Origin of the sequence: Dactylosporangium sp. NPDC049742, assembly GCF_040674675.1 — a bacterium.
Taxonomy (GTDB): domain Bacteria; phylum Actinomycetota; class Actinomycetes; order Mycobacteriales; family Micromonosporaceae; genus Dactylosporangium; species Dactylosporangium maewongense.
The window spans coordinates 1-13,522 of record NZ_JBFANF010000129.1 but is presented as its reverse complement, the minus strand read 5'-3'; the positions used below and the strand labels follow the sequence as shown (position 1 = coordinate 13,522).

Sequence of the window (13,522 nt, the reverse complement as noted above, 5' to 3'; positions counted from 1 at the left end):
ACCCGCCCGAGCCGCCAGGCCGCCACCGGGTCGGCGCCGACGAGCTGGAAGGCGGCGTCGGCCTCCGACGACAGCAGCTCGATCGAGTACGCGCCGGCCGCGCCGCGCTGCCGGGCGATGTCGCACGCCTCGTCCAGCGGCACCTCGCCGCTCGCCACCGCCGCGACGATCGCGTCGAGGCCGGCGGCCGGCCGCAGCGAGTGCAGGAACTCCAGGGCGGCGAGCCGCTCCGGCAGGTCCGGGTCGTCGGAGGGGGTCGCCTCGACCGAGCGCCGGGCCGCGTCGATCGCGTCGTCCAGGTCGGCCGGGTCGTCGCAGTGGTCGGCCCGCGTCCCGAGCGCCAGGGCCAGGTTGAAGAGCCTGCCCGCGTACACCGGCCCGGCCGGCTCGGTGCCGTCGGCCGCGGCCCGGGCGGCCCGCACCGCGCCGTCGATGTCGGCCTGGTCGCCGGCCCGGTCGCCGGCCTGGACGAACCGGGTCCGCAGCACGTTGGACAGCAGCGACAGCAGCCGGAGCCGGCCCGGATCGTCCGGGTCGCTCGCCGAAGCGGCGGACCGGAAGGCGTCGGCGGCGGCGTCGAGGTCGTCGCGGTCGAGGTCCCGCCCGTACCGGCGCCAGAGCGCCTCGCCGAGCTCGCCGAGGTACTGCCACCGGTAGCGGTGGCCCGGCGGCGCCGCCGCGACCGCCTGCCGCGCGGCGGTCACCGCGCCGTCGACGTCGCCTCCGGTGAGCGACGCCCTGCTCAACGCCGCCAGCATGCGCGGCAGCTCGGGGTCCGCCGGGTCCGCGGCGGCGACGGCCCGCGCGGCGGTGTCGACCATGGCGGCCAGGTCGGCGGGGTCGCCGTGCTCCTGGAACCGGGCCTGCAGGCAGAGCCGCAGCAGGGTCAGCCGGGCGGCGAGCTCGGGGTGACCGTCCACGGTGACCGCGACCGCCCGCCGGAGCGCGCCGGTGGCGGCGTCGAGGGCCTCCGGCCGGTCGGTCCGCCAGTACTCCGCGAACGCCGCCGTGCCCTCGGCCACGAGCGTCTCCGCCGGGTCGCCGACGTCGGAACGTGTCCGCTCAGTCACGATCACATTCTCGGCGGTGCATCGACGTTCGGGCAATGCACCGGAGCGACTTCGATTGGATACGCTGTTTCCCTTCAGGGGAGGATGCGGATGCGGTACGTCGTGATCGGGTGCGGCAACGTCGGGATGGAGCTGGCCGGGCGGTGGTCGGCGGCGGGGCACCACGTCGTCGGGACCACCACGTCGCAGCGGCGGGTCGCCGAGGTCGGCGCCGTCTGCGCCGACGTCGTCGTCCTGCGCGGCAGCGACGAGGACGCGGTCCGGCGGGCGACCCGGGATGCGGACGCGGTCGTGCTGACCGTCAGCCCGCGGGTCAGCCGGGCGTTCGACGCCCGCGAGCGGGTCGCGGAGTACGCCGACACGCTGACGGCCTCGGCGGCGACCGCGGCCCGCGTGCACCCGCGGGTCGTGTTCACCAGCTCCGTGTCCGTCTACGGCGCCGGTGAAGGGCCGGTGGTCGACGAGGAGAGTCCGCTGACCGTCAGCGACGACGCGTCGCCGCGCAACTTCATCGCCGCGGAGCGCGCCGTGCTGGGCGGCGACAACGGCGCCGTGGTGAGGATTCCCGACGTGTACGGGCACCCCCGCGACCTCGACTACCCGTCGCGGGTGCGGATGGCGCACGAGCTGCTCGGCGGCAGCGTGCCGTTCGCCGCGGACGCGCTGCTGTACCGCATCGACTACCGCGACGCCGCCGCCGCGCTGGACCTGGTCGTGTCGGCGGGGCTCGCCGGCGTCTACAACGCGGTGCCCGACGCGGTCGTCCCGCCCACGAACCAGGCGGTGTTCGGCGCGATCTGCGCCGCCGAGGGCCGGCCGGACCTCACCTACCGGGACGAGATCTGGACCCCGGTCGTGCCGGTGTCGTCGGCGAAGCTGCGCGCCGAAGGGTTCGTCTTCGCCTACTCCTGAACGGTCACGGTGCGGCTGGCGTCGGGACCGGCGCGGAACGTGTACGTGCCCGGCGGGGTCACGAAGCCGCCGGACCAGTACGCGAGCGCCGTCAGCGGCACGTCGAAGCGGACCTCGCGGGACTCGCCCGGCTGCAGCGGCACCCGCTCGAAGCCGACCAGCTTCCGCGCCGGCGCCGGGACCGGCCAGCAGTCCGGGGTGACGTAGAGCTGCACGACCTCGTCGCCGGCGCGGTCGCCGGTGTTGGTGACGGTCACCGTGGCGGTCAGGCCCGCCACACCCGCCTCGGCCGTCAGGCCCGCCTCGGCCGGCGTGACGTCGAGGGTGTGGCTGAAGGTGGTGTACGACAGGCCGTGGCCGAACGGGTACAGCGGCTCGCCACGGTGGTACTGGTAGGTCCAGCCGGACCCGATGATGTCGTAGTCGGCGGGGTCCGGCAGGACGGTGTCCGCGCGGTACCACGTCTGCGGCAACCTGCCGCCGGGGTTGTGCGCACCGAGGAGGGTGCCGGCGACGGCGGTCCCGAGCTCCTGGCCGGCGTGCGAGGTCCACAGGATCGCCGGCAGGTGCTCCTGCGCCCAGTCGATCGCGTACGGGTAGCTGGACACCAGCGCCAGCACCGTGTGCGGGTTGGCGGCCGCAACCGCCCGCAGCAGCCGCTCCTGCTCCGGCGGCAGGGCGATCGAGTCGCGGTCGACGGTCTCGCGGCCGTTGATGTGCGGGTCGTTGCCGAGCACCACGACGACCCGGTCCGCGGCGCGGGCGGCGGCGACGGCCGCGTCCACGCCGGACGTCACCAGTTCCCGGACGAACCGCAGCGCACCGTCCGTCGCGCCCGCGACCAGGCGACCGTCGGGGCCTTCGCTCACGTACCGGCCGAGCGCGTTGGACCACAGCAGGAACTCGCCGGGTCCGGCGGGGTGCAGCTCCCACAGCTCCCGCACCACCCACCCGTCGGGGGTCACTGAGGTGGCGGCGACCGCGTCGTCGTCGCCGACGGTCAGGTAGCGGCCGGAGACGGTGTCCTGCAACGTGTGCACGGCGACCGGGCACTGCACGCTGGTGCCCCAGTCGTGGTGCGCGAAGACCGTCCCCTCGCCCAGCGTGCCGTCCGCGCCGAGGTGCCGTCCGTCCGGTGTGGACAGTCTGATGTGGTCGGCGCCATCCACAGTGGACGCGGCGCCGAGGGCCGACGCGACGGTGACCGCGTAGGGGAGGGTGCCGCTGTACCAGTCGGTGAGCACCCGGTCGCCGAGGTGCCCGATGACCGCGACCCTGCCGGGCTCCGTCCACGGCAGCGCGTCGGGGGAGTTCTTCAGCAGCACGATCCCCGCGTGGGCGGCGCGGGCGGCGAGCTGGGCGTGCGCGTCGCAGGCGATGACGTCGCGGCGGATCCCGGAGTACGGGTCGTGCGCCGGGTCGAACTCGCCGGTGCCGGCCCGCATCCGCAGGATCCGGCCGACCGCGGCGTCGATGTCGGCCTCCGTGATCAGACCTTGCTGCAGGGCGGACGTGAACCGGGCGATCGTCGGGGCGCTGTCGGGCCCGTTGTCGGTGTAGCTGTCGACCCCGGCGCGCAGCGCGGCGGCGTGCGACTCGGCGTGGCTCGTGAAGTAGCGCTCGGTCTCCACGAGGTTCGACGGTGCCTGCGCGTCGGAGCACACCACCAGGTCGGGCGCCGCCGCGCGCAGCACCGACTCGAGCAGCGGGTGCACGTGGTTCGGGACGCCGTTGACCAGGTTGTAGGCCGGCATCACCCCGGCGGCCACGCCGGCGCGCAGCGGCGCGAGGAACCCCGGCAGCTCGTACTCGTGCAGGACCCGCTCGGGGACGGCGACGTCGACCACGTCCCGGGCGGTCTCCAGGTTGTAGGCGAGGAAGTGCTTGAGGACCGGCGCGGTCCGCCACACCTCGGGGTGCGGGCCGCGCAGCCCCGTGCAGAACGCGACCGCGAGCTCGGCGGTGGCGAACGGGTCCTCGCTGTAGCCCTCCTCGTTGCGCCCCCACCGCGGGTCGCGCAGCAGGTTCACCACCGGCGCCCACACGTTGAGCGAGGCCCGCCGCTGCGGCTCCGGCGGGTCGTGGTGGAAGGCGCGGACCTCCGTCGAGGCGGCCTCGCCGACCGCGCGCAGCAGGGCCCGGTCCCAGCTCGCGCCGAGCCCGACGGCCTGCGGGAAGACGGTGGCCCGGCCGAGCCAGGCGACGCCGTGCAGCACCTCGCAGCCGGTGTGGAACGCGGCGATCCCGAGCCGCGGCACGGCCGGCTGCGACTGGTGCAGCATCGCGATCTTCTCCGCCAGGGTGAGCTGCCGCAGCAGGTCCGGCTGGGTCATGGGTCCCCACTCTGCAGGAAGGCGGGCGCTGTCGAAGCGCTTCGATGATCGGCCGCGCGGCGGCGGCTGTCAAACGACACGAAACTTTCACGCTCCGTGGCACGGTTCGCGCGGTGAGACGGGGGTCGGCGTCGATGTCCTTGTCGGACGCCGGTCGATGCCCTACGGTCTGGCAGTCGACCGCCGTCGAAGCGCTTCGACAGCGCCCAGCAGCACTTTGACGGCAGTCCGTGCGCACCGTGCCCCGATCGCCCATCGTGCACCTCGATCACCCGGAGGGTGGAACCACCATGCAAAGCGGAGCGACCCCGGGGATGAGCCGGCGAAGCCTGCTCACCTCCGCCGCCGTCATCGCGGCCGTGCCGCTGCTCGACGCCTGCGGCAGCCCCAAGGAGAAGGCCTCGGGCACCACCGGCGAGGGCGACCTGGCCAAGGCCCTGCCCGCCCACGCGGCGAGCGACCTGGTCAAGCCCGACATCCCCGTGGTCGCCGGCGCCAACGGCGCGTCCACCGACCCGGCGTTCCTCGCCTACCCGGCCAACCCGCCGAAGACCGTCACCGGCCAGGTCGGCAAGGGCGGCACGTACGTGACGATGACCCCGCTGTGGGGCGCGATCCCGCCCTCCAGCGGCAACGCCTACTACGACGCGGTCAACAAGGAGCTCGGCGCGACCGTGAAGCTGCAGCCGGCGGACGGCAACACCTACGCTGACCTGCTGCCGCCGCTGTTCGCCGCCGACAAGCTCCCCGACTGGATCAACATCCCGACGTGGACCATGACGAAGCTCAACTTCGGCGAGGCGGTCCGCACGAAGCTGGCCGACCTGACCCCCTACCTGGCGGGCGACAAGATCAAGCAGTACCCCAACCTCGCCGCGCTCTCCACCAACGCGTGGGTCGCCGGGGTGTGGAACGGCAAGCTCTACGGCCTGCCGATCTACTCCTCCAACGCCGTCATCGCCGGCATGTACTACTACCGCAAGGACCTCTTCGACAAGGCCGGCGTCTCCGCCGACGTCAAGAGCGTCGCCGACCTCGAGGCCGTCGGGAAGGCGCTGACCAACGCGAGCGCCGGGCAGTGGGCGTTCGACGACCTGTTCGGCAACGACGCCGCCTACATCTGCCAGCTCTTCGGCTTCCCCGCCACCGGCTACCCGTGGTCCGACGCCGGCGGCAAGCTGCAGCACCGGTACGAGTCGGAAGGCATCGTCGAGGCGCTTAACTGGCACGCCAAGATGGTGAAGGCCGGCTACCTGCACCCCGACGCTGTCGCCAACAACAGCCAGAACGGCAAGCAGCGCTTCTGGAGCGGCAAGGTCGCCGTCTGCGCCGACGGCACCGGCGCCTGGAACGGCGACGACGCCAAGTCCGGCGCGGCCGCCACCCCCGGCTACAACCGGCAGGCGTTCAAGCTGTTCAGCGCCAACGGCGGCAAGCCCACCGTCGACCTCGGCAACGGCGCGGGCATGTACAGCTTCTTCAACAAGAAGCTCAACGACGGCCAGATCAAGGAGCTGCTGGCGATCGCCAACTACCTCGCCGCGCCATACGGCTCCGCCGAGTGGCTGACCGTCAACTTCGGCACCGCCGGGACCCACTACACGATGACCGACGGCAACCCGCTGCTGACCGAGAAGGGCAGCAAGGAGATCGCCACCACCTACCAGTTCCTCGCCGGCCCGGCGTCGGCGAGCACCGTGCAGTCCGGCGCGGTGCAGGTGACCAAGGACGCCGCCGCGTGGCAGGCCGACATGGTCAAGTACGTGGTGAAGCCGCTGTTCTACGGCATGAACGTCAGCGAGCCGGCCCAGTTCTCCTCGCTCAACCTGCCGATGATCGACACGATCACGGACGTGAAGCTCGGCCGGAAGCCGATCTCGGCGTGGACCGACGCGGTCGCGAGCTGGCGCAAGCAGGGCGGCGACGACCTGCGCAAGTTCTACGACGGCATCCGCGAGAAGTACGGCACCGGCAAGTGAACGCAGGGACCCGGTGACGCTCACCAGGCCGGCCGCGGTGACGCGGCCGGCCACCGCCGCGCGGCCGGAGAAGAAGTGGCGGATCCGGCTGCGCCGCGACCGCTCGCTGCTGCTCATGACGCTGCCCGCGGTCGCGCTGCTCGCGGTGTTCGCCTACGCGCCGATGTTCGGGCTCGTCACCGCGTTCCAGAGCTACGACATCTACTCCGGGTTCTGGTACAGCCCGTTCGTCGGGTTCGACAACTTCGAGCGGCTCCTCACCGACTCGATCTTCTGGCACGCGCTGAGCAACACCCTCGTCATCAGCGCCGTGCAGCTCGTCCTGTACTTCCCGGTGCCGATCGCGCTCGCCCTGGTGTTCAACGAGGTCACCAACGCCCGGATCCGCTCGTTCGTGCAGTCCGTGGTGTACCTGCCGCACTTCTTCTCCTGGGTCCTGGTCGTCACCGTCTTCCAGGAGATGCTCGGCGGCGCCGGCGCGCTCAACACGATGCTGCGCCGGCACGGCTGGGCGACCTGGGACATCATGACCAACCCCGACGCGTTCAAGTACCTCGTCACCGCGCAGGCCGTGTGGAAGGAGGCGGGCTGGGGCATCATCGTCTTCCTCGCCGCGCTCGCCGCCATCGACCAGAACCTGTACGAGGCGGCCGCCGCCGACGGCGCCGGGCGGTGGCGCCGGCTGTGGCACATCACGCTGCCCGGCATGCGCGGCGTCATCATGCTCATGCTCGTCCTGCGCCTCGGCAACGCCCTCACCGTCGGCTTCGAGCAGATGCTGATCCAGCGGCAGGCCGTCGGCCGGGACGCCTCCGAGGTGCTCGACACGTTCGCCTACTACTACGGCGTCGTCAACAACAACTTCAGCTACGGCGCCGCCGCCGGCCTGTTCAAGGGCGTCCTGTCACTGATCCTGGTGCTCGTCGCCAACAAGCTCGCACACGCCTTCGGCGAGGACGGACTGTACCGGAAATGACCGCTGTCACCCCACGGCGCCGACACGCCGGACCCGTCTGGGAGGAGCCGCCGACCGCGGCCGGGAAGGCCGGCAAGGGCGTCGTGCTGCTGCTCGTCGTGGCGGTGATCCTGGTGCCGCTGTACTCGATCGTGCTCACCAGCTTCTCCACCCAGGCGGCGATCAACGAGGCCGGCGGGCTGGTCACGGTGCCGGCGGAGCTGACAGTGGAGGCGTACCGGCAGATCTTCACCAACCAGCTCGTCACGCACTCGCTGCTGGTCAGCCTCGTCCTCACCGTCGTCGGCACGGCCCTGTCGATGGTGGTGACCGTGCTGTGCGCCTACGGGCTGTCGCGGCGCGGGTCGCTCGCGCACCGCGGCATCCTGCTGTTCCTCGTCGTCACCATGTTCTTCAGCGGCGGGCTCATCCCGTCGTTCCTCGTCGTCACCGCCCTGGGCGGCTACGGCGAGTACTGGACGATGGTCCTGCCGGCCGCGGTGTCGGTGTTCAACATCCTGGTGATGCGCGGCTTCTTCAGCAGCACCGCGCCGGAGCTCATCGACGCGGCCCGCATGGACGGCGCGGGGGAGTGGCGCATCCTGTGGTCGGTGGTGCTGCCGACGTCCCGCGCGGTGACCGCCGTCATCGCCCTGTTCTACGCCGTCGGCTACTGGAACTCGTTCTTCAACGCGCTGCTCTACCTGCCCGACAACGGCAAGTGGCCGCTGCAGATGATCCTCTACACCTACACGTTGCAGGGCAGCGCGATGCCCGGCGGCGGGGTCACCGGCACCGGCCAGTACGCCGGCCATCAGCAGATCGCCCAGCTGTCGCTGCAGATGGCGGTCGTCACGCTCACCCTCATCCCGATCGTGGTGGCGTACCCGTTCGTGCAGCGGCACTTCACCAAGGGCATGCTCACCGGCGCGATCAAGGGCTGAGCGGTGCCGGGACTGCACGACGTCACGCGCGGGCGGCTGCTGTACGGCGGCGACTACAACCCCGAACAGTGGCCGCCGCACGTGTGGGCCGACGACGTGCGGCTCATGCGGGAGGCCGGCGTCAACCTCGTCACCGTCGGCGTCTTCGCGTGGGCGGCGCTGCAACCCGCCCCGGACCGCTACACGTTCGACTGGCTCGACACGGTCCTGGACCTGCTGCACGGCGGCGGCATCGACGTCGCCCTCGCCACGCCGACCGCCTCCCCGCCGCCGTGGCTGGGGCACCGGCACCCAGACACGCTGCCACAGGGACCCGACGGCATCCGCCGCCTGTACGGGTCGCGCAACCAGTACTGCCCGTGCGCCCCCGCGTACCGGTCCGCCGCCCTGGAGATCAGCGACGCGGTCGCGGCCCGCTACGCCCGGCACCCGGCGCTGCGCCTGTGGCACATCGGCAACGAGTACGGGACCGTCTGCCACTGCGAGCACTGCGCCGGCCGGTTCCGCGGCTGGCTGCGCGACCGGTACGGCGACCTCGACGGCCTCAACGACGGCTGGGGCACGGCCGTGTGGTCGCAACGGTACGGCGACTGGGCGGAGGTGCTGCCGCCGCGGCGCGTCCAGTACGTCATCAACCCCCTGCAGGACCTGGACTACCAGCGCTTCTGCGACGACATGCTGCTGGAGTGCTTCACCGCCGAGCGGGACGCGGTCCGCGCCCACAACCCGGCGGTCCCGGTCACCACCAACTTCATGGACCTGTACCGGCACACCGACGGCTGGCGGTGGGCGGCGGCCGAGGACCTGGTGTCCCTGGACACCTACCCGGACCCGAACGACCCCGCCGCCGCGATGCGCGCGGCGATGTCGAAGGACGTCGTGCGGTCCCTCGGCGGCGGGCCGTGGCTGCTGGCCGAGCAGTCGCCGGGCGCCGCCAGCTGGCGGCCGGTCGCCACCCCGAAACGCCCGGGCCTCAACCGGCTGTGGTCGATGCAGGCCGTCGCCCGCGGCGCCGACGGGGTCCTGCACTTCCAGTGGCGCGCCTCCCGGCAGGGCGCCGAGCGCTTCCACGGCGCGATGCTCCCGCACGCCGGCCCCGACTCCCGGGTGTTCCGGGAGATTTGTGCGCTCGGCCGGGAGCTCGCCGGGCTGTCCGGGGTCGCCGGTTCGCCGGTACCGGCGGACGTGGCCATCGTGCTGGACTGGGACGCGTGGCGGGCGGTCGAGCTGGACCACCTGCCGCACTCGGAGTTCTGCTACACCGACCGGCTCACCGACTACTACGCTCCACTGTGGAGCGACAACGTCACGTGCGACTTCGTGCCGGGCACGGGCGCGCTCGGCGGCTACCGGCTGGTGCTGGTGCCGAACCTGTACCAGGTGAGCGCCCGCACCGCCGCGCACCTGGCGTCCTACGTCGCCGGCGGCGGGACACTGGTGGTGGGGCCGTTCAGCGGGGTCACCGACCCGTCCGAGCGGGTGTACACCGGCGGCTGGCCCGGACCGTGGCAGGACCTGCTCGGGGTGCGGGTGGAGGAGCACTGGCCGCTGGACGCGCCGCTCGCGGTGGCGTCGTCGTCGCTCGGCGACTTCACCGCGACGATGTGGGCGGAGTGGACCGAGGCACGCGGCGCGGAGACGGTCGCGGCGGTCGCCGGCGGCCCCCTGGACGGGCGGCCCGCGGTGCTGCGTAACCGTTTCGGCGCGGGGACCGCCTGGTACGTCGCCACGATCCCCGCGCCGGACGCGATGCGCCGGCTGCTGCGCCGGGTCTGCGCCGAGGCGGGGGTGGCGCCGGTGCTGCCGGACCTGCCGCCGGGCGTCGAGGCGGTGCGCCGCGGTGACCTGGTGTTCCTGCTGCACCACGACACCGGCGAGGTCGAGATCCGGCGGGCGCCGTGAACCGGCACCAGCTGTCGGCGCCCGCGCCCGCCGCGGAGTTCCACGACGGGTTCCCCCTCGGCAACGGCCACCTGGGCGCGATGCTGCACGGGCGGCCCGGCTGCGAGTGGATCGACCTCAACGCCGACACGTTCTGGTCCGGCGGACCGCTGCCGGCCGCGCCCGGGCCCGACCCTGATGTGCTGCCCCGGCTGCGGGAGGCGATCGCCGCCGGCGACCACGCGGCGGCCGAGGCCCTGGCGGGGCGGCTGCAAGGGACGGCGTGGACCCAGTCCTACCAGCCCCTCGGCCGGATCGAGTGGGACTACGCCGCCGCCGACGACGTGACCGGGTACGGGCGGGAGCTGCACCTCGCCGACGCGCTCGCCGTCACCGGCTACGACACCGGCGGCGACCCTGTGCGGCTCACCGCGTTCGTCTCGGCGCCCGACGGCGTGCTGCTCGTGTCCGCGACCGGGCCCGGCACCCTCGCCGCGGCCGTGCCACCGCGGCTGCGCACGCCGCACCCCGTGACGCCCGCCGTCGTCGACGCCGGCGCCGGGCCGTGCCTGGTGTGGACCGGGCGGGCGCCGGCGCACGTGCTGCCCAACTACGTCCCGGCCGAGCCGGGCGTCGAGTACGCCACCGACCCCTGCGACGCCGACGGCACCGTCGCCGCCGGGATGGGCTTCGCCGTCGCCGCGGCCGTCCGGCACACCGCCGGCGAGACCCGGCTCGTCGTCGCGGCCGCCACCGGCTTCCGCGGCCCCTTCGAACGGCCCAGCGCCGACCTCGCCGCCATCGCCGGCGTGGCCCTCGCGTCGGTGACCGCCGCGCTCGGCACGCCGACGCCCGTGCTGCGGGCGCGGCACGTCGCCGACCACCGCGGGTACTACGACCGGGCCGACCTGGAGCTCCCGTCCGTCGACCGGTTCTTCCACCTCGGCCGGTACCTGCTGATCGCCGGCTCCCGCCCCGGCACGCAGCCGCTGAACCTGCAGGGCATCTGGAACGCCGACGTGCGGCCCGGATGGAGCAGCAACTGGACCACGAACATCAACGCGCAGATGAACTACTGGGCCGCCGAGCCGACCGGACTCGCCGACCTGCACGAGCCGCTGCTGACGCTGACCCGCGACCTCGCCGCCGCGGGCACCGCGACCGCCGCCGGGTACTACGCTGCCCGCGGCGCCGCCGCGCACCACAACACCGACCTGTGGCGCTTCACCGCGCCCGTGCCGGGTGACCCGCAGTGGGCGAACTGGCCGTCGGCGCTGCTGTGGCTGTCCGCCCACGTCTGGGACCACCACGACTACGGCGGCGCCGCGGACGTGCTGCCCGTCCTCGAGGCCGCCGCCCGGTTCACCCTCGACATGCTGGTGCCCGACCCTTCCGGCGCCCTGGTGTTCAGCCCGTCGACGTCCCCGGAGCACCACTTCCGGCACGCCGGCGGGCACGCCGCCACGTCGTGGGGCTGCGCGCTGGACCAGGAGCTCGCGCGGGAGGTGCTCACCCGGTACGCCGTCCGCACCGGCTCCGCCGAGGCGGCCACGGCCCTGGCCGCGCTGCGCCCCGTCCAGGTCGGCACCGACGGCTGCCTGCTGGAGTGGTACGACCAGCGCCCGCCCCGCGAGCCGGGGCACCGGCACCTGTCACACCTGTACGGCCTCTACCCGGGCACCCGGATCACCGAGACCGGCACGCCCGCGCACTTCGAGGCCGCCCGGCGGGCGCTGCTGCTGCGGCTCGCGCACGGCACCGGGCACACCGGCTGGAGCCGCGCCTGGGTGCTGTGCCTCGCCGCCCGGCTGCGCTGCGCCGCCCTCGCCGAGCAGACGCTGACCGCGTTCGCCACCGACCTGTGCTCCGCGTCGCTGCTGAGCCTGCACCCGGACGCGGGCCGCGCCAGCGGCTGGATCTTCCAGATCGACGGCAACCTGGGCGCGGCCGCCGGCATCGTCGAGACCCTGGTGCAGAGCCACGCCGGCGCCGTCAGCCTCCTGCCGGCGCTGCCCCCGTCGTGGCACACGGGCCGGGTCCGCGGCATCCGCTGCCGCGGTGGGCACGTCGTGGACCTGGCCTGGTCCGGCGGGCGCCTCTCGTCGGCCCGGATCGTCGCCGGCCGCGGCGGCCCGCTCGTGGTGGAGCTGCCGTCCCGGCCTGCCGTCACGACCGCGGCCGGCGGCCCGGTGCCCGTGACCGGCGCACCCGGCGCCCCGGCGGACAGGTGCCGGGTGCGGTGGCCGGCCGTCGCCGGCCAGGAGTACCGGCTCGCCTGACCGCTCGCGGTGCGGTCTCAGGCCGACGGCCAGGCGGGCGGCGGCGCGGCCTGGGTCGGGACGACGGGGCTGCCGGGCGGCACCGGCCGCGGCGCGAACGGGGGCTGGCCCGGCACCGCGAACGGCACGGGCGGGGCGGCGGCGTCGCGCCGGCCACCGATGGCGCACGCCGCGCCCGCGATCATCAGGCCGATGCCGGCCAGGATGAAGTTGGTCGCGATCGTGAGATCGCCGCCGGACAGCTCACCGCGGCAGTTCTGCGAATCGCCCTGCCGCGCCGGCGGGTAACACGTCCACTGCGCGTTCTTCTTGTCGTCGCCCTCGGCCATCGAGCCGAGCGTGCCGAACGCGATGGCGATCGTGCCCGCGATGATGAAGAGGATCTGCATAGCCTTGGCGCCTGCTGACATTCCCGCGACCTTAAAGCAAACGGCCGCGCGCCGCTGCCCGCCTCGGGGGACGGCGGCGGGCGCCGTCAGGACGCGTGCGCGTCGATGCGGGCCAGGAGGTCGCGCAGGGTGTGCCGCTCCGCGGCGGTGAGGTCGGCGAAGACCGGGTTGTCCTCGGCGGTCCGGGCCATGAGGCGCTCGCGCAGGGCCTGACCGTTTCCGGTCAGCGTGATCGCGCGGGTGCGGCCGTCGCCGACGCCCGCGTCGGGGCCGCTGCGGCGCTCGATCAGGCCGCGGGTGACGAGGCGGTTGACCAGGTTGGTGGTGTTGGAGCGGTCCGCCCAGATGCGCTCGGCGACGGTGCTGACCGGGACCGGGGTGCCCGGCTCCAGCGCGAGCAGGGCCTTGGCCTCGGCGCGGGAGAGCCCGAGTTCGTTCAGGCGGGACGCGTAGTGCTCCGTCAGTCGCTCCACCAGCCGGTACGCGAGTGCGACAAGGTCATCGTCGGCCATGCCGGCACAGTACCCCGCGGCAGGGGTGGTATTAATAGTGGTACTACTACCACTAGTTTGGAGCGAACCCCCCGTGCGCACCATCCTCATCACCGGCGCCACCAGCGGCGTCGGCTATGCCACCGCGGCCGCCCTCGCCGGACCCGGCACCCACCTCGTCCTCACCGGCCGCGACCCGGACCGCCTCGCGGCCGCCCGGGCCCGGCTGCTCCCCGCCGGCGGCGCGGGCGGCCACCGGCCCGGCCCCCGGGGCGGGCCGGTCCACGTG

The 13,522-nt window shown here is 73.7% G+C and carries 11 protein-coding genes; 7 read left to right on the top strand and 4 right to left on the bottom strand.

Annotation, left to right across the window (positions count from 1 at the left end; genetic code table 11):
• A partial coding sequence (locus AB0J72_RS58045; protein WP_363417579.1) for a hypothetical protein occupies positions 1-1,070 on the bottom strand: 1,070 nt, incomplete at its 3' end.
• 90 nt (positions 1,071-1,160) lie between these two features.
• On the opposite strand from AB0J72_RS58045, the gene AB0J72_RS58040 reads away from it, so the two are divergent.
• Positions 1,161-1,982, top strand: coding sequence for an NAD-binding protein (locus AB0J72_RS58040; protein ID WP_363417576.1), 822 nt, complete (start codon positions 1,161-1,163; stop codon positions 1,980-1,982).
• Here the strand turns inward: AB0J72_RS58040 and AB0J72_RS58035 are convergent.
• Entirely contained in the window at positions 1,973-4,315 is a 2,343-nt protein-coding gene (locus tag AB0J72_RS58035; protein ID WP_363417573.1) for a glycoside hydrolase family 3 C-terminal domain-containing protein, read from the bottom strand. The genes AB0J72_RS58040 and AB0J72_RS58035 overlap by 10 nt on opposite strands.
• A 314-nt stretch (positions 4,316-4,629) precedes the next feature.
• On the opposite strand from AB0J72_RS58035, the gene AB0J72_RS58030 reads away from it, so the two are divergent.
• The 5 genes from AB0J72_RS58030 to AB0J72_RS58010 are packed head-to-tail and all read left to right on the top strand — an operon-like array spanning position 4,630 to position 12,353.
• On the top strand, positions 4,630-6,294 hold the full coding sequence (locus tag AB0J72_RS58030; protein ID WP_363417570.1) for a hypothetical protein: 1,665 nt from the start codon (positions 4,630-4,632) through the stop codon (positions 6,292-6,294).
• 13 nt (positions 6,295-6,307) lie between these two features.
• Positions 6,308-7,270 carry an ABC transporter permease subunit gene (locus AB0J72_RS58025; protein ID WP_363417567.1) on the top strand — a complete coding sequence of 321 codons (963 nt, stop codon included), beginning with the start codon at positions 6,308-6,310 and terminating at the stop codon, positions 7,268-7,270.
• On the top strand, positions 7,267-8,193 hold the full coding sequence (locus tag AB0J72_RS58020; RefSeq protein ID WP_344506777.1) for a carbohydrate ABC transporter permease: 927 nt from the start codon (positions 7,267-7,269) through the stop codon (positions 8,191-8,193). The genes AB0J72_RS58025 and AB0J72_RS58020 overlap by 4 nt, the downstream gene beginning before the upstream one ends.
• Positions 8,194-8,196: 3 nt before the next feature.
• Entirely contained in the window at positions 8,197-10,095 is a 1,899-nt protein-coding gene (locus tag AB0J72_RS58015; protein WP_363417565.1) for a beta-galactosidase, read from the top strand.
• Positions 10,092-12,353, top strand: a complete 2,262-nt coding sequence (locus AB0J72_RS58010; protein ID WP_363417562.1) for a glycoside hydrolase family 95 protein — start codon at positions 10,092-10,094, stop codon at positions 12,351-12,353. Before AB0J72_RS58015 ends, AB0J72_RS58010 begins: the two co-directional genes overlap by 4 nt.
• A 17-nt stretch (positions 12,354-12,370) precedes the next feature.
• Here AB0J72_RS58010 and AB0J72_RS58005 read toward each other — a convergent pair whose 3' ends face one another.
• Both AB0J72_RS58005 and AB0J72_RS58000 read right to left on the bottom strand, forming a co-directional pair.
• A complete protein-coding gene (locus tag AB0J72_RS58005) occupies positions 12,371-12,763 on the bottom strand; it encodes a hypothetical protein (RefSeq protein ID WP_363417559.1) in 393 nt (130 codons plus the stop codon).
• A gap of 65 nt (positions 12,764-12,828) precedes the next feature.
• Positions 12,829-13,254, bottom strand: coding sequence for a MarR family transcriptional regulator (locus AB0J72_RS58000; protein WP_363417556.1), 426 nt, complete (start codon positions 13,252-13,254; stop codon positions 12,829-12,831).
• A gap of 73 nt (positions 13,255-13,327) precedes the next feature.
• Between AB0J72_RS58000 and AB0J72_RS57995 the strand changes: the two genes are divergently transcribed.
• A partial coding sequence (locus tag AB0J72_RS57995) for an SDR family NAD(P)-dependent oxidoreductase (RefSeq protein WP_363417553.1) occupies positions 13,328-13,522 on the top strand: 195 nt, incomplete at its 3' end.

What these genes read in the sequence shown, in the direction of transcription:
- AB0J72_RS58040 (WP_363417576.1), top strand. Translation starts at nt 1,161, where the DNA reads ATGCGGTACGTCGTGATCGGGTGCGGCAACGTCGGGATGGAGCTGGCC.
- AB0J72_RS58035 (WP_363417573.1), bottom strand. Translation starts at nt 4,315, where the DNA reads ATGACCCAGCCGGACCTGCTGCGGCAGCTCACCCTGGCGGAGAAGATC.
- AB0J72_RS58030 (WP_363417570.1), top strand. Translation starts at nt 4,630, where the DNA reads ATGAGCCGGCGAAGCCTGCTCACCTCCGCCGCCGTCATCGCGGCCGTG.
- AB0J72_RS58020 (WP_344506777.1), top strand. Translation starts at nt 7,267, where the DNA reads ATGACCGCTGTCACCCCACGGCGCCGACACGCCGGACCCGTCTGGGAG.
- AB0J72_RS58005 (WP_363417559.1), bottom strand. Translation starts at nt 12,763, where the DNA reads ATGTCAGCAGGCGCCAAGGCTATGCAGATCCTCTTCATCATCGCGGGC.
- AB0J72_RS58000 (WP_363417556.1), bottom strand. Translation starts at nt 13,254, where the DNA reads ATGGCCGACGATGACCTTGTCGCACTCGCGTACCGGCTGGTGGAGCGA.